This is a genomic window from Thalassotalea marina (genome assembly GCF_014656435.1).
GTDB lineage: Bacteria > Pseudomonadota > Gammaproteobacteria > Enterobacterales > Alteromonadaceae > Thalassotalea_C > Thalassotalea_C marina.
Genome location: NZ_BNCK01000010.1, coordinates 1 through 16866 on the forward strand (window position 1 = coordinate 1; position 16866 = coordinate 16866).

Sequence of the window (16866 nt, forward strand, 5' to 3'; positions counted from 1 at the left end):
TATGCTTAGCGACAATAGCGTTGTAGAAAGTTCCCATGTGAGAGTAGGACATCGCTAAGCTTTTATTTAAAAGAAACCCGTAGCTAAGGCTACGGGTTTTTTGTTTTATACGCTAGAATAACGACACTTCGATATAAAGAGAAAAATTGTGTCTACTGAAGGTAAACGTCTTAACAAATTTATCAGCGAAACAGGCTTTTGTTCTCGTCGTGAGGCGGATAAATTAATAGAAGCAAATAGAGTAACCATCAATGGTCAAGTACCAGAGTTAGGCACAAAGGTTATGCCAACTGATAAGGTGCAGGTAGATGGCAAATCGATCAATGCAGCACCAGACAATAAATCTGACAGAGTATACATTGCCTATAATAAACCTATCGGTATAACTTGTACTACTGAAAGAAAGGTAAAAGGCAACATCGTTGATGCCATTAAACATAAGCAACGTATCTTTCCCATCGGCCGATTAGATAAACCTTCGGAAGGGCTTATATTTTTAACTAGCGATGGTGACATCGTTAACAAGATACTACGTGCTGAAAATGCACATGACAAAGAATATGTCGTGACGGTAGATAAGCCTGTTAGCGACCGTTTTATTGAAAGAATGTCACGTGGTGTTCCAATTCTAGGTACGATTACCAATCCATGTAAAGTTTCAAGACAAAGCAAATTTGTATTTCGAATTATCTTAACACAAGGGCTAAATAGGCAAATTCGCCGAATGTGTGAGTATTTAGGATATGAAGTTACAAAGCTCAAGCGCACACGTATTATGAACGTTGAGCTGGGGAATCTTAAACCGGGTCAATGGCGCGATCTTACAGCACTAGAAATGAAAGAAATTAATAGTGCTGTTAAGGATTCAAGAAAAACATCTTCTAAAGCCTCGTCTTAATTGTTAACGAATGAAGTTAAACTTCATTCGTTATGACCGAGTTTTATGCACACATATTGTTAATAGCACGCTCAATTGATGTGATTGCGATTTCTATATCGCTTTCTTTTGTTTGCCAGTTACTGAGAGCGGCTCGAATTATAAATTTACCTTGCCACTCTCCAGGAGAAAGGAAAACCTCCCCAAGTTGGTTAATTTCATCCAGTAGTAGATTGGTCTTTTGTGGTTGCTCTGAAAGATAAAAACCACAAACATTAAGATTGGGTTCGAAGGCCAACGTGAGCTTGGGATGTTTAGCTACCCAATTAGCCAATAACTTAGTACATTCTATGTTTTGAGATATCCACTGATTAATACCTTCTCTTCCATAGGTATGTATAGTGTACCAAATAGGTAACGCTCTAAATCGTCTTGAATTTTCTATACCTATGGCCAGAAAATCCTTTTTGTCACTATTGTTGATGAGATAAGGTGCGACAACTTCACAACTTTGTGCGACTAGGTTTAAATGTTGGGTAAAGAATCCTCCTGCATCATAAGGTACATTAAGCCATTTATGAAAATCTACTGTAATTGAATCTGCAAACTCTAGTCCTTTGGTCAGACTGTCTGGGCCGTTGAGACACCGTTCGAAAATACCAAATGCCGCGTCGACATGAAGCCATGCATTATACTTTTGACATAATTTTGCTATTGATTCTAAGTTATCAAAACTTGTTGTTGTCACTGTGGCTGCGCTAGCTAAAACTATCTTGCTTACTGCACGAGATTCGAGCAAGTCTTGTTCAAGCAGTTCTATGTTGATTGATTCAGTATTCTCTACTTTTTCGATAAAAGTAATATTATGTTGGCCAAATCCAGCAAGTCCTAATGCTTTTACCATACTCGCGTGAGGACAACTCGCAAAGATCTCTACTGATAAGTTATTCATACCATCTTTGGCCACATGAACATTTTGTTTATTACCCGCAAACTGTCTTGCCGTTATGGCTGCTAAAATATTTGAGGATGTTGCGCCAGTTGTAATTAAACCATCAAATGTGTCTGGTAAATAAAACAATTCTCTCAACCAAGATAAAGTTTGATGCTCAACCTCGGATGCAATTGAATCACCACCTTTTGATACATTTTGGTCAAAAGTGCTAACAAGCCAGTCGGCAAATAGTGCTGCGGGATTGGCTCCTCCTGTAACAAATCCCCAATATCTAGGTCCAGCTGAACCTGATAATTGTGGAATAATCTCTTTTTGTAACGTTAATAATGCACTGGTTGCACCGCTTGGTACTTCAGAGAGTGATTTGTGCTTTATTTGACTATTAAGTTTAGCTGATGGCATTTTATCTAGCTGTGCTAAAAATAGACTCGCTAAGTGATTAAACTGTGATAAATACTCTTGCATAATTTTGCTCATTTAGTGACGACGTTGCCTTATTTTGTGTTAGATGAAACAATGGGTACAGGCACAGAATAAAGTTAAATAAGTGGGTACAGGTTGTGAAGGCTAAATATTTACAATTAGCAAAACAAATTGCCGAAGATATTAAGCTGGGTCGACGAAACCCTTTTGATAAATTATTACCTATCAGGCAGTTTGCACAAATAAATCAGGTTAGCATTAACACAGCCATTTCGTGTTATCGGGAACTAGAGAAACTTGGTTTAGTTGAAGCTGTAAATAAACGAGGCTACTTTGTAAGTGATCGCCAAGATAGCGCTAAAGTTCCAGTTCCTCAATTCCCCATAAAACAATCGGCATCATTACCTTATATATTTAAATATGAGCAAGAGCATCCATTTGCTCGCGCCCAATCTGTTTTAAGTCCTGCCTCAGCTCAACATCTAAAATCATCGATGAATAACGCTATTCGAAAACACTTTGGTCATATGCAAGGATATGGTGAAAAACAGGGATTATTTGATCTACGTGATGCGCTTTCGAATCATTATGCTAAATACGGATTTAATTTGCCGGTTAAAGACCTTGTTATTAACAATGGGTGCTTAGACTCGATACGCATTGCAATATTAGTCACAACGTCACCAGGCGACGTAATCTTAGTAGCTTCACCATGTTTTAATGGTTTGCTGTCTTTGGTTATAAATCTGGGGCGCAAAATATTAGAAGTTTCTTCAAATGAAGAAGGGATAGATATAGCACAAATTGAGTTAATACTTGCTCAGCAAAAAGTTCAAGCATGTTTATTAAGTGCCAATCATCATAACCCGCAGGGGGGTTCTATATGCATTAAGAATAAACAAGTGCTTGCTGAATTATCAAATAAATATGATATACCTTTAATCGAAGATGACGTATACCAAGAGTTAAGTTTTAATGGTTCTGTAAACCTGCCAATTAAAGCTTTTGACAAAACAGGCACTATCATTTGGTGTTCTTCATTTTCTAAAACCTTAGCTTCAGGATTTCGAATAGGGTGGGCAAGTCCTGGAAAATACATTAAAAAGTATATCGCCCAACGAGCAACAGAAAGTTTTGGCGTTAATATGCCCGTACAGTATATGACGGCAAACTATATATATAGTGGACATTACAAAAGGCATTTGTCTGCATTTAGAAAACAACTTTTAATAAATGTAAATACTTACAGAAAAATACTCATGCAAGCAATTAATTCAAAGGGCTTGGTTATCTCGAATCCTGAAGGAGGGATGGTACTTTGGATTTACGTGCCAAATTTAAACAGTGAGCGACTGCAAATAATGGCATTTGATCAAAAAATAGGGCTAAGAGTGGGGAGTGAATTTACTATGACCAATTTATATAAAGAATATTTTAGATTAAATGTTGGTTACTCTCTTGATGATAACCTAAAACAGCAATTGTTAAGCCTTTGCGAATTGGTAAATCAATGTACAGAATAACGATAAATGCTCTTGATTTGTTGAAATAAATCAAGAGCAAATACCACAAATATTCTATTCTTGTGTTCCTTCGTCTTTCGGTATGGCTTTTGTCACTTTAGTGTTAACTTTGGTTGGGCTATTAAGCGAAATGATCTTGGTTTTACTAATGCGGTGACGATAGATTTCTCGCAAATAATGTATTGCTTTGGTAACCGATTCAATACTTAACCTAATATCGTTAATTGAGGTAAACTTTTGGTTGTCTCGTATTAACTCTCTATATTTCTTTTCGTACATTGGTTTTATTGCATACCAATTGGTATCTAAGATCTTGGCTGGATTTTCAAAATCCATCAGCATAGTTTCTAAAATAGTTTCATCAAATGTTTCATTTTTGATCAAGTTAACAATTTCATGATCTAAGGTCTCGTCAAAACGATACTGGTCTTTCGCGAAACAGCGTTTAATGTATGAAACTATCAGGGTCAAGAAGTCATCACTTAAGCACGGGCTCTTAGCGATTAAAGTGGTGAGTGATAAGTTGGCAGATGCCCCAATAACAAGCGCATATCTCTTTAATGTAGTATTTGGAAATAAACTGTTTAAATGTGATTTGAGTCGGTTAAGGTCCATGTATGACAATTTATAATCTTTTGGAAGAGAAACAATCGACACCACGGAAGAGCAGTTCTTAAAGAAATGAATGTCTTTTAGATAACTAGCATCATTATTGTTTTCACGATATTTTTTTAACGCTTCTCTATAATGTTTTGACTCAACGGGCAATAAACTTACCCCCTCAATAGCCTGTGTTTGTTTATTAAAGTGTGGCAGATCAATTGAGCGGTAAAACAGTTCATCAATATTTAATCCACCCGAATTACCTTCTTGAACCATAAAGTTGCTGTCAGGATCTAAATTACTTTTAACTACTGATTCTGCATAAGCAATGGCAACGGGCCCAGCCAAGCTCATAAATAAATCATTTGCGTCTAACCTTATCGTTTCTCCTAAATCTATACCTGCACGTCTAAAATAGTTTTCGTCATAATCGGTTGTTACCGCTTGGGCGCTTAATATATTAAAAATTTGTTGGCTGATGTATTGATTAGCATGTGCTTCCATTGCATTTACATCAATATTTTGAATACCACCTTCACTATCATTTTCCTCGGCATAACGCATAATGTCATTTGAAATTAACATCATCGAGTTCCAAGGACGAATACGACGCATCACATTGTCTGAAGTGCAATCCTCGTTTTCTAAGTTATATGAGAAGTCCCATTCTTCAGCTAAATACTTACATAACAATCTACCGGCATTGATATGTAAAGCTTCTGAAAGCTCAACACTTGGGCAATTAATATTAGGAAGAATACAAATACCACTGGTAAAAATAGGCTCGAAAACAAAAGAATGGTTTTGACTATTGATGTCTTTTTCTGGGCGTATCTCAAAAGTTTTTGTCATATAAGAATACTGTTGTGCTAAACCAAACTCTGATGCCATTCCAGAGCCCGTTCCGCCGCCAGCACTAAAAATATAAAAATACAACCTAGATTGATTGGCTTTGATGCCACAGGAGTCAATCAGGTAGGAGTGAATGAACTTCCAATCTTCATTGGTAAATTGTTCAGTCTCCTTGTTTAAGATCATCTTCGCTAAATATTGACCGAGAATCGGCGCATTACCCGCGCCGCCTGCGTGCACTTCTGACAAGTCCATAATTTTTAACTTGTTGTATTCCGCTAATAGGTTATTGGCTTCCCCCTTGGAGGAGTACTTGATTCGGCCTTCAATATCTTTGTCTAAATCACCTAACATGACTAAAGGTTCGATGAGGAATACAGGTTTTACATCGTGCTCATTGCTTAGCTTTAAATTGCGTTGTATCCATTTTACGGCACGAGATTCTTTCTCTTTTCGTTTTTTCTCTTCATCATGAAACTCATTTAAATAATAGTTTCTTGCATCATGTACTAGTGATGCTACATCAAGAGCAATATTAGAACCGCATCGGCCAAGCCCAATTAGACAAACAGAAGGGAAGCTTTGAGCAATATTGTCTTCAACAGCTTCACTGTGATCTCTGGGGTACACGTCTGAGCGTAATATATCTAAGTTCTTTAGAATTCGATTAAGATCTTTTTCCGTGAAATATTTCGGCAATTCGCTCATTTCATTGGTCATTTCAGTGTTTTGATCTTGGTTTGTAACGGAGCGTTTGCTTTTTACTACAATATCAAAGTCGTCCGCAGTTTCTATTTTGTGTGAAGCACTTGGTGTGCTTGTCGCTGTTTTTGTTGTTTTAACGGTACGCTTTATTTGCATATTCCTTGCTCCAACTACTATTGTTCAAAAACTATTCAATATTAACTATAGATGAAGATTAAGATATTGCAGTGATAAACAGGCATAATTGTTTAAAATAACAACAACATTTGATACCTTGATATCTTTAAGGAAAACAATCGACTAAATCATGCATGTACCAGATAAGTGGCAATTTCCTTCCAATGAAGAAGTTACCGCGTTTATCCACAAATTCTCTTTTGCGACATTAGTTTCGCCTTCACTGGACTCAAGCCGATTACCGCTAGTGTATGATGAAAGTACAAGTCAATTGATTGGCCATTTTGCTCGTTCAAACCCACATTGGAAAACGGCAAATAACTCTAGGTGTTTAGCCATTTTTGATGGGCCACACAGTTATATTTCACCAACTTGGTATGATAGTCATCCTGCTGTGCCTACATGGAACTATGCAAGTGTGCATATTAAAGGTCTTGTGACTTTATTAGAGCCCGAGCAAACCCTTCAATCTTTACATGATTTAATCAACAAATATGAGCCTACACTCAACTATGCTAATAACGTGATGACCAAGGAATATCAGCAAAAGCTGTTAAAAGGTATTGTGGGCTTTTCTATGAAAGTGGAGCAAATAGAAGCCAAGGCTAAACTTGGACAACATAGAACAGCGGCAGACCAAAAGGCAGTGGCTGAGAGTTTATCTTTACAAGGCAGTGCTAACAGTGAACAACTATTAGCACTAATGAGGCAGTGGAAAATTGGCGTTGGCGAGTAATACCTTAGTTTTTTAGCAAGTTTGCAGGTGAATATTGGTCGGTTAAAACTTTGGTATCACTGGGCCAATCCTTTTCATCTTTGGTCGATGTAAAAAAGGTTGTTAACTCAATAGTGTTTACACCAAAAGGCTTTAAAGTGTCGTGCAGCTCTTTTGCTCTTGAAGAGATTATCGTCTCACTAGGTAAACCAAAATTTGTCGTTAAAATGATTCTGTTGCCATTATTTTCATGAGTCACATTAAAAAAATCACCAAATACATCTAAGTAAGTAGCAGACTCGTGTGCATATAGCTCGCTAGTAGAAAAGGTATTTGAAGATAATACTCCTTTTGGTGTTAATATTTGTTTTGCTTCTGCTAAAAATTCTCGGGTTAACAAATGCTCGGGTATATAGTCACCATTAAATGCGTCGAGGATTATCCAGTCGTATTTTTGCTGTTTTAAACCCGCTCGTTTGATAAAAATTCGTCCGTCTTGAACTTTTGATGTCACTGAGCCATTTTCAAAAAAGCCAAAATACTCTCGTGCTACTTTTATAACCGCAGGATCAATTTCAACGTTTTCAATTATTGCTTCGGGATAAATTTGGTGTAGCGCATTAGACATAGTGCCACCACCAAGGCCAATAATTAGTATATTTTTTGGCGCTTCTTCCATGACTAACAAACTAGCAAACAAGAGTTTTGTGTAGTTAAAAACGAGTTTGTTTGGGTCGTCTTTAAACATGCAGCTTTGATTGGTTTTGCTTGTTCTAACGTTAAACCTTAAACAGCGCAGTACATTATCGTCTTCAACAACAATATTTCTGTACATGGAACGCTCTTGGTGCACAACTTTTGCCTGCAACGAACAACAGAAAACGATGGCGATTAACCCAATTATATATCTATTCATGGCGTGAAGGTTCCTTGTGGTGAAAAGCTAATGCGATTAAACCTAGTGCAATTAACACAGTACAATAGGCAAATATGATGTCATTTACTTCAAACCAAAGTACAAAATAAAAAGAAGTCATAATTGTACCAAGTGCACTGCCTATGGTTGATACAAAGTAAAGCCTACCGGCAACTTGTCCACTTTTTTCTCTATCTTCCACAAGTAACCGTATTGAATAGGGAGAAATCATGCCCAAAATAACCGTGGGAATAAAAAACAGTGCCATTGAAGCTAATAACGAACCATAACGAGTATCTTCTATACGAATAAAAATACTCTCCATAATGTTTGGTGCCCACAAGGCAATAGGTAAAACAGTGATGCCAGAGAGAATAAAAATCAGGCCATAACGTTTAAGTGACGGGTTTAATGTCGATAACTTACCACCAAACAAATACCCTAAACTCAGGCTTAACATAAACACAGTAATAATACTGCCCCATATATGCACTGAGCTACCAAAGTAGGGCGCTAAAATGCGACCCCCTAGTAACTCAATCCCCATAATAGAAAAGCCAGAAGAGAATGCTAAAAAATATACTAGCGAATTATGAAGTTGTTGTTTTACTGCCATCCGTATGTCTTCATTATAGTTTTTTGTAAAATCCTATATGAAGTGGAGAAAAAATGCACTTACTAATCGGTAAGTGCTTTCTAACTCTATTAAAAACTAGATTCCTAAGTGGATAACATAAATTAAATTCTGACTCCCTTCTTTTTCTTTCCCGCAAGTAGCGAATAACTTTCTGTATCAGAAAGAGAGATTGTGAACAATTCATGATGAAATCCCATTTTCTTCATGAATGATGTTTTGATGCCGTTACTAGATAGACTAATAGCAATAAATAAAAATAAAGTTTTCAATTTTAATCCTTTTAATAAATTTGAGAACAAGATTAGCCTATGTAAAAACTGTCCAATTTTTATTGTCTTAAAATAGTTTATCTAACTTTAGGTATTGCAAATCTCCCAATATAAGTATTATTAACCTCTAAGCCATTAAAATATATACTGTTACCAATCAATCTCGGATTGTTAACAATGTAACCATTTACAATGAATTCAGTAGCTTTTAAATCAACCAAATTGACCCTGTGAAATTTAGAATCGTGAAAAGCCAATAAATATTTATCACTAACATCCCAAATTAAATTCTCTGAAAGATTTAGTGATGGGAAAACATGACTGCTGGAGTCGTCTTCGAGTAGTCTCTCTTGCAAAAATATACCAAATGTATTTGCTTTAACTAAAGCATAACTATATTTATCACAGACACTCTTTATACTGACTATGTCTTTAGCCTCTAAGAAATAATCTTTAGTTTCGAGGCTATAATTATACAATCCCCACTCACCACCTTTTTTCCCTGTAATTAATAGTGTTGCATCACTATCACATGACCATGCCGCGTTACCAATCAGATTTGTTGGATGGGATATTTCATGGATTGTTTCTAGTTGTAAATTAAAGACGTGTAACTTTTCGTTTAGTTTAAAAAGTAGCTTCGTCTGATCTGGTGAAAGAATTAGCTCGATAATTTCTGCAAACTTATCATGAAAGTTAGTAAGTTGTTTGTAGACAGAGTTAGATTTTTGCCAAATTTGATAGCCACCAGAGCGGTTTGAAACGAAATAAGTTTTTTCATTCATTGGATCATTAGATATTTGAATTTCATGATCTTTAAAAGTGGAATGTATATATTTAGAAGTTTTAAGAATGTTACTGTTTTCAATTGTTGTTGCTTTAACTACATTCGACTTATAACTGTCACCTATTCCCAAGATAAATTGGTTGTTATCTACTTGAATAGGCGTCTCAATTTGCTCATGATGCTGAAACAGTGGGGTAACAGCAAGTGTTTTTATATTGATGGAATTTAAACTGTTGTTAGATATGTCAACAAATATTAGGGCTTGTGAGGTTTCTCCCCATGTTAAGTATGAGGGATCTTGGGTAGCATTTGTAAGTTGTTCTACTTGAAGAGTATCTAGGTCAATTAAAAAAATGTAAGACTGGTAATTGTCGTACGTACGTATGAAAGCTAATTGTGTATTGTCTTTATTAAGTTTTGCTTGATAGTCCCCGCCATATTGCAGGGGAACAGTTAGAGGCTCTATCGTGCCAGAGTCTAAATTTATTCGCTTTATAATAGAGGAAATATTAAGTTCTTTATATGTAAAATAGAGCCAATTCTCATTATTATCTATGGAAATAGAAGGGAAATCATACTCCATTCCGCAACTTGTAATATCTTCTGGTGGAGAAAAAACAAAGTGCTCAACAATATTAACTCGTTGTATAACACATCCGCCATTATTCTCCTTAGCATAAAAGAGTGAATTAGTTACAGAAGACCAGATTGGAGAACGCGCTTCAGAGTCTAATGGTAACGTTATTGTCTCATTTCTCTCTAAGTTTTTAATTTTGATTTTGTAGATCTCTGCGTTATTTGTCTTACCAACATACGCTAAATATTTACCATCGAACGATAAGCTTGGTTCAAACTCCCAACCCTCTTCATAGGTCAGTGGTTCAATGTTTACTTCATTTTTGGTTAATATAGTTGGCTCTTTTTCGAAGCCGGTTAATGTGAACCAAATTAGCGTCGAGAAACACATGACACCTATAACAATTAATGTTTTATAAAGTTTAAACTTCGATTTTTCTTTTTGAGATTGTTTGATTTTTTCCGGTATTGGCCGATCAATATACTCAATTGATGCCTGAAAACTATAGCCAAGTTTAGGATGGGTTTTTATAAACTCATCTTTTGAGCCACCTAAAATCTTTCTTAGCCTAGAAATAGTGGCGTTAATAGTACGGTCATCAACAAATCGACTTTTCCAGACCAGCTCTATAAGTTGATCCCTTGTAATGATCTCATCTTGGTGGCTTATAAGACAGTGCAGTAAATCAGCATGTTTTGCCTCTAAAGTTTCAACAATTTGGTTGTTGTCACTGTCTTTAGTAGTTAGTGTTTTTTTTAATGGATCAAACACCCAGTTTTTTATTTTTATTAGTTCTAATTTTTCCACAATAGTATCCCTATCTATAGTGTCGCAAACTATCCTCTTATTGGGACTTAAAAAAGTTGTACATTAGTCAAATCTAATATGTTGATTAACAAGTCCTTTATTTTTTGTACATTTTCTATACAAGCACGAGGTTGAAAATATTGCAAGGATGTTACAAAGATCTCGTACCAGTTAAACACTGAGCATTTATCACGTTATCTTTTGAAAGTTTTGTTTAGGCACTTATTGATGAACAAAAAAATTAATATAACGATGATGGCCGAAGTTAGTAGGATTGGGGCTAAAAAAGAGGTTATTGCGAGGGTACCTGCAAGAGCAAATACTAATAGCGTATGGATGTAAGGTTCATACTTAGGATATAACAAATAATAATTAGCTAAAGCGATTAATAATAAAGCTATCCAATAGTTTTTAAGTAAAAAAACAGTTAACAGGCTTAAACAAAATAAAGAAATCCCTAAAATTTTTATAAAAAATTGCCAGAGTACTTTTTGTTTTCGAGGATTCATCTAGCTCTCGGATTATATACCAATAATTAATTTGATTCGGTAATTAGCTAAAGAATGGGGTTAACGACTCTAAAAGCTAGGTAGCAATTAAAGTCGCTAACATAAAAGAGATTAAAGTGCTATTGGTGCTGGCACTGGTACTCTTGGATCCCAAAGATCAGTAGGTGGTGAGATCGGTGCAGGTTGGTACACAATAGGTTTAATACTTGGAGCCGGCGAAACAGCTGTATTAGTACCACCCAAGATCTCTTTTAGTTTTTCGTTATTTAAAGTTTTCATCGTTAATGTCCTTATTAAAATTTAAGGTTGTTGTTTACATTGAATATGTCGCTAAACGATTCAATGTGCGAAATGACAAAGAGAGCACATTAGCTTTGTTCTCGTGTCCCTATGTCAAATAAGGTTTCAATTATCGTCAATCCAAATAAGTAATTTTGATTAGCGATAGTTCAGTATCATTGGTTGCCATTGGATTATTTAAAGCTTTTGCTGAGTGTTTTACTTTTCAAATCTTCATTGTTATATTCCCTTTGTTAATGTCCGATTTATTCGGTTGTTGATTTGGCTGGCTTTATGTCGCTAAACGGGAAGCCAGCCTATTTAATTAAAATGATTTGAACCCTCTGCCTCTTTTGGGGCTATTGATATAACCTTCTCTAGATTTCCATTTACCATTCTTAAAACATAATTAGCTTTGTTTATTGTTTCCGGACGATGGGCGATAAGGATTCTAGTCATCTTTAAATGTTTAATTTGATCACTAATTTTGCATTCGTTAGCGATATCAAGGTGACTAGTCGCTTCATCCATAAATAAAACATTTGGTTGTTTGTATAGTGCTCTTGCTAGAAGTATGCGTTGCATTTGCCCACCAGATAAACTTGAACCCATGTCGCCAACTAATGCGTTGTAGCCCATTGTCATATGAGTTATATCGTGATGAATTGCAGCTAACTGGGCACACTGCTCTATGCGCAAGTAATTGGGTTCAGGATCAAAAAACGTGATGTTATCTGCGATTGAACCAGCTAGCAGGGTGTCATCTTGCATAACCGCTGCCACTAGCTTTCTATATTGTTTTAAACCTAGTTGATTAATATCTATGCCATCGAATAAAACACGGCCACTGGTTGGTTGTAACAAACCAAGCATAATTTTTGCGAGCGTTGTTTTACCACAGCCTGAATCTCCAGTAATTGCTACACAGTCACCAGCCGCAAACGTGTAATTGATATTATTAATTACGTTACGTTCGCCCGCTCCATAACTGAAACAAACGTTTTCTAGAGTTATCTCGCCCTTAAAAACAGAAGAGGGTGAAATAGTGTGCTCAGTTTCTCTATTTACTTCCTGCTCATGTAGTGCAATGTCAGAGATTCTATCTAAGTGCAGGCGCATCATCTTGAATTGAATAATTTGTTCTATAAAACTGGCAATTCGTTGAATTAACTGACCTTTGTACGCAACAAAAGCTAACACCATACCTATTGATAGAGTGTTTTGCATAACAAGGGTCGCAGCCAGATAAATGACAACAACATTTTCAATACCAAAGATTATTTTGTTGATACTGTCGAAGCTGATTTGTAGCTTGCCTAAACGAATTTCTGCGTTGATAACTTCTGCATAACGATTTTGCCAAATACCCTGGCGCTGAGATTCGTTACCAAACAGTTTGATTGTTTGGATGCCTCGAATATTTTCTAAAAAGCTGCTCTGCTCTTTTGCTGTATTTTGAATTGATTCTTCTGTTGCCTGATGCAGTGGCCGATATAACGCAAACCTCGCTATCACATATAATAAAATCGCAGCAAGGACCACAAAAGTTAGCTTGATGCTGTACATAAACATCATTATGAGTACCGTTATGGACATGATGCCGTCAACGGTTGCTTCTACTAGGCCTGTAGTGATTCGTTCTCTTATTTGATTTAATGAGCTAAAGCGTGAGACTACATCACCTATATGGCGTGACTCGAAGTAATTCATTGGCAGGCGCAACAAATGCCTAAGTAAGTTTACGCCCATTTGCATATTCATTAAGCTTGAGAGTCTAATGACTAACCAACTTCGGATTGCAGTTGTTGCAACGGAGAAAAAACAGAGTAAACCGAAGCCAATTGCAAGCACAGTTAATAAAGCTTGATCTTGGCTAATAAGCACTTCATCAACTACCCATTGCATGTAGTATGGAGATGCCAATGCAAATACTTGCAACACTAGTGACAGAATAAGTAGTTTTACTAGTGCTGATTTTAATCCGGTTATTTTACTCCACAGCTGGGACAGCCTCATTTGCTGTCTTTCTATTTTGGTTTCAAATTTACTGGTCGGGGTAAGCTCCAAAGCAATACCTGTAAAGTGATTGGCAAAATCACTTATTGCTATTGTTTTTTTTCCAACTGCAGGGTCGTTAATATATGCCTTTTTGTCGGTAAACTTTGTAAGTACGACAAAATGATTCATATCCCAATGTAATATACATGGCAGAGATAGTTTTGGAACATCTTCAAGCGGGCACTGTAATGCTCTACTTGCAAGCCCTAAACTATCTCCAAGCTCTATCAACTGCTGGAGGTTCATTCCTTTGAGATTAGCTGAAAACCTGTTACGCATCGCTGGCATATCCAACTTATGACCATAATATGATGCGACCATTGCCATGGATGCTAATCCGCATTCAGCAACTTCTGCCTGAAGAATTAATGGAACTCGTTTTTGGCTAGAAAATTCTAGTAGTTGCTCAGCATTGGCCGTGGTTGTCATATCTATCCCTTGATTACTTTTTGCAAAATCCAAATGGTTAAATTAGAAAATTATTTATAAATCGCAATGAAAAAGTTGTATTAACCAAGTTAGCAAGCTTAACAAAATGAACAAGGAGACTAATTGAGTTTAAATAAGGTTTTGTTTTTAAGTGGTTGAAATATAAATTTAAACTGATTGTTGTTTAAATGTTGTAAATAGCATGTATGTTTTCTCATCATCAATAACAACAAAATGTAGATTTGAATTTGACCTAGATAGCGTTGAGAAAGTTAATGGTGCTTATTGAAAGTGGTTTAGGTAGTTATGCCATTTATATGAGAGTTATTAATTGCCGCAGGTCAATAAAATTAGCTGAATTTACCAAGGTGTTAATTGGACGATGAAAAAAGCAGATTTGTACTTGTGAATTTTTGATTTTGTAAAGGAAAAATAGGAGTTGGCCATTTCCCAATAATTGCATAGGAATTGGCCTCAAGCTGATGGGTCGTCGTGCAGCCTCATTTAGTATTACTTTTTAGAATAGCCAAGGCTTCATTAATACAAAATAAAGTGCATCCAATTAAGCCTAAAAATTTAATATCTAAAATATCATTTAAGTTGCCTGTATTTATGATAATCACTAACTTATACAGTGATATGAACGTTAAAATACAAGCAACAGAGTAAAAGAAGTATTTTTTCATTTTCAACCTTAAATATAGGCTAAATAGTATTTATTATTTAGCCTATATTATCTTTAGTCGCTAATTATAAAATCAATAATGCTTGCAACAGCCCCGATACCACCAATGACTTTAAATACAGTGGCAACAATAGGTAAAATTCCAGCATTAACTTGGTTTAATTCTGAATGATGTAACTCTCTCATTGTATTTCTCCTTGTTTTTGACTTTCCTTTATTTTTCTACCTAAGGTTCTTCCTAAATTGTAGATTGCAATTAACCCTGATACTGCGCCTATAGCAAGCATCACGATACCACCATGGATCGTCTTGGTTTGAGCTTCTGTTAGTTCTTTCATTATTCTGACGCTCCAACAGCTACTCCAGCTGCAAATACAGGCATAGTAATTGTGTAAACTACCCAAACCACTAGCATAGGGTGTCCACCATCTACTTCTCGTCGCTCTGTTGCGGTTAGTTCTCTCATTTTCTTTTCCTTTTAATATCCAATAAATACTTTATTCTCTTGTAAATATCGGGTTGTTGATTTGGCTACCTATGTCGCTAAACGGAGTAGCCAGAGTGAGTGCAGCTTTTGCTGCCGTTTTCAATGTGTAAGCTATAAGGAGCCAACACATTAAATCCTTAGTTCAGTCTTCCTTTTACACTTAAAATAGGGTCTAACATCCATTCGATAAGCGTGCGTTTGTCTAGAATTATATCGGCACTAAACAACATGCCGCTTTTGAACGGAAATTCTCGGTCATATCCAACTATAAACTGGTGATCTAACTCTGCTTGTAATCTATACACTGGTTCTGAGAGTTGAACGGGAAAATTACTTTCTTCTTGAGTGATAAGTGTTTTGTCAACACGGCTTATCGTGCCGTATACAAAACCAAACCGTTGGTGAGGAAAGGCATCAAATCTTAGCTTTGCAATATCTCCTTCTGCCACGAATCCAGATGAGCGGGTAGGTAGCATCAGTTCTGCTATCAGAGTTGCACCTTCAGGCAAAATTGTTAGTAGTGGCCTTATGTTGTGTAAAGTTTCTCCCTCAACAACTTGGATGCCAGTGATCACGCCACTATGTGTAGCTTTAACGGTATAACTAAAATTATTTTTTGTTTCTGTAAGTTGTCGATTAATCTGAGATTGTTGGCGCTCTATATCTCGCTTTTTGGTTAGATATTTTTGTGGGGTGTGAATAAATTCAAAATTAAGCTGTGAAAGTTCATCTTGATGATCGATTAACGTTCGAGTTAAATTTTCATACTCTTGTTTTACTACTATATGGCGTTCTTGCTTTTGTTGGAATTCAAGTTCAGAGACATATCCTTGCTGATATAGGCGATTAAACTGCGATTGCTGCTGTTGGTAAAGAGATAATTTTTCTCGTAATAATTCTTGTTGAGTAGCAATGACCTGTTTTGATTTTAACAAGAACTCTTGTCGAGCTTTGATACGTTTGACCTCTTGTTGCTCAAGTGTTTGAAGCTGTTTTTTTTCGTCAATTAACAGTTTATGTTGTTGATTAAGCTCTTGTATTAATTTATCACTGAGTTCTATGCCGTTATCTAAACTTCGGTAGCTAACCAAATTAATAAGGGGAGTACCTTTTTTAACAAATTGTCCTTCACGAACTAGTATGTTTTGAATGGTGCCAGAACGATTTGAATAAGATTTGATCAAACCTTTATCAGGTCTTAAAAAGCCTTGCACGGTCTCTTTTCTCGTATACTCAGCGTTAAACAAATAAATTAACGTTAAGCTAACAACCAGCAAAATGGTGGCCGTTGTCAACTTTAACGAAAGTGGTTGCGCTAAAGTAATTGCTCCCATCAGCCTTTGTGATTGAGCTTCGACCGCTTGTTTTCTGAATAATTGTGACACGTCCTTATCACCTTTAGTTGTTGTCGTTAGATATACTAGAGCCAACGAAAAATCCTTTTTAAACACTATAAACCTATGTTGGGAAGTGTTTTTACTTTAGGATCCGAGCCGTAAAGGTAAATGCTCATAAGGTTTTGAATAACATAAAATAATATGGTTATTGTATTTATGCTGTGAAATTGATGTGGGCCAAGTTTAACGAATTTGAAAT

Annotated in this window: 14 protein-coding genes; 3 read left to right on the top strand and 11 right to left on the bottom strand. The window is 36.1% G+C overall.

Annotated elements, in window-relative coordinates; all coding sequences use genetic code 11:
• Positions 1-148: 148 nt before the first annotated feature.
• Positions 149-898 carry a 23S rRNA pseudouridine(2604) synthase RluF gene (gene rluF, locus IE199_RS18370; protein ID WP_229854830.1) on the top strand — a complete coding sequence of 250 codons (750 nt, stop codon included), beginning with the start codon at positions 149-151 and terminating at the stop codon, positions 896-898.
• Positions 899-941: 43 nt separating this feature from the next.
• Here rluF and IE199_RS18375 read toward each other — a convergent pair whose 3' ends face one another.
• A complete protein-coding gene (locus tag IE199_RS18375; RefSeq protein ID WP_189773605.1) occupies positions 942-2309 on the bottom strand; it encodes a pyridoxal phosphate-dependent decarboxylase family protein in 1368 nt (455 codons plus the stop codon).
• An 83-nt stretch (positions 2310-2392) separates the two neighbouring features.
• On the opposite strand from IE199_RS18375, the gene IE199_RS18380 reads away from it, so the two are divergent.
• A complete protein-coding gene (locus IE199_RS18380) occupies positions 2393-3778 on the top strand; it encodes an aminotransferase-like domain-containing protein (RefSeq protein ID WP_189773607.1) in 1386 nt (461 codons plus the stop codon).
• A gap of 54 nt (positions 3779-3832) precedes the next feature.
• Here the strand turns inward: IE199_RS18380 and IE199_RS18385 are convergent, their stop codons facing one another.
• On the bottom strand, positions 3833-6094 hold the full coding sequence (locus IE199_RS18385) for a hypothetical protein (protein WP_189773609.1): 2262 nt from the start codon (positions 6092-6094) through the stop codon (positions 3833-3835).
• A gap of 151 nt (positions 6095-6245) precedes the next feature.
• On the opposite strand from IE199_RS18385, the gene IE199_RS18390 reads away from it, so the two are divergent.
• Complete coding sequence (locus tag IE199_RS18390) at positions 6246-6851, top strand: FMN-binding negative transcriptional regulator (RefSeq protein ID WP_189773611.1); 606 nt, start codon at positions 6246-6248, stop codon at positions 6849-6851.
• 4 nt (positions 6852-6855) lie between these two features.
• Here the strand turns inward: IE199_RS18390 and IE199_RS18395 are convergent, their stop codons facing one another.
• The 9 genes from IE199_RS18395 to IE199_RS18425 all read right to left on the bottom strand — a co-directional run bounded on the left by IE199_RS18395 (position 6856) and on the right by IE199_RS18425 (position 16655).
• Positions 6856-7746, bottom strand: a complete 891-nt coding sequence (locus IE199_RS18395) for a spermidine synthase (protein ID WP_189773613.1) — start codon at positions 7744-7746, stop codon at positions 6856-6858.
• Positions 7739-8362, bottom strand: coding sequence for a fused MFS/spermidine synthase (locus IE199_RS18400; RefSeq protein ID WP_189773615.1), 624 nt, complete (start codon positions 8360-8362; stop codon positions 7739-7741). Before IE199_RS18400 ends, IE199_RS18395 begins: the two co-directional genes overlap by 8 nt.
• 367 nt (positions 8363-8729) lie before the next feature.
• Positions 8730-10823 carry a winged helix-turn-helix domain-containing protein gene (locus tag IE199_RS18405; protein WP_189773617.1) on the bottom strand — a complete coding sequence of 698 codons (2094 nt, stop codon included), beginning with the start codon at positions 10821-10823 and terminating at the stop codon, positions 8730-8732.
• 620 nt (positions 10824-11443) lie between these two features.
• Positions 11444-11611, bottom strand: coding sequence for a hypothetical protein (locus IE199_RS18410; protein ID WP_189773619.1), 168 nt, complete (start codon positions 11609-11611; stop codon positions 11444-11446).
• 321 nt (positions 11612-11932) lie between these two features.
• On the bottom strand, positions 11933-14098 hold the full coding sequence (locus tag IE199_RS18415; protein WP_189773621.1) for a peptidase domain-containing ABC transporter: 2166 nt from the start codon (positions 14096-14098) through the stop codon (positions 11933-11935).
• Between the two features lie 739 nt (positions 14099-14837).
• Positions 14838-14969, bottom strand: coding sequence for a hypothetical protein (locus IE199_RS22110; RefSeq protein ID WP_268245333.1), 132 nt, complete (start codon positions 14967-14969; stop codon positions 14838-14840).
• Positions 14966-15121, bottom strand: a complete 156-nt coding sequence (locus IE199_RS18420; RefSeq protein ID WP_189773623.1) for a hypothetical protein — start codon at positions 15119-15121, stop codon at positions 14966-14968. Before IE199_RS18420 ends, IE199_RS22110 begins: the two co-directional genes overlap by 4 nt.
• Positions 15121-15249, bottom strand: coding sequence for a hypothetical protein (locus IE199_RS22115; RefSeq protein ID WP_268245334.1), 129 nt, complete (start codon positions 15247-15249; stop codon positions 15121-15123). Before IE199_RS22115 ends, IE199_RS18420 begins: the two co-directional genes overlap by 1 nt.
• Positions 15250-15407: 158 nt before the next feature.
• The gene (locus IE199_RS18425) at positions 15408-16655 is read right to left on the bottom strand and encodes an HlyD family secretion protein (protein WP_189773625.1); all 1248 of its coding nucleotides are present in this window, start codon (positions 16653-16655) and stop codon (positions 15408-15410) included.
• Positions 16656-16866: the final 211 nt, after the last annotated feature.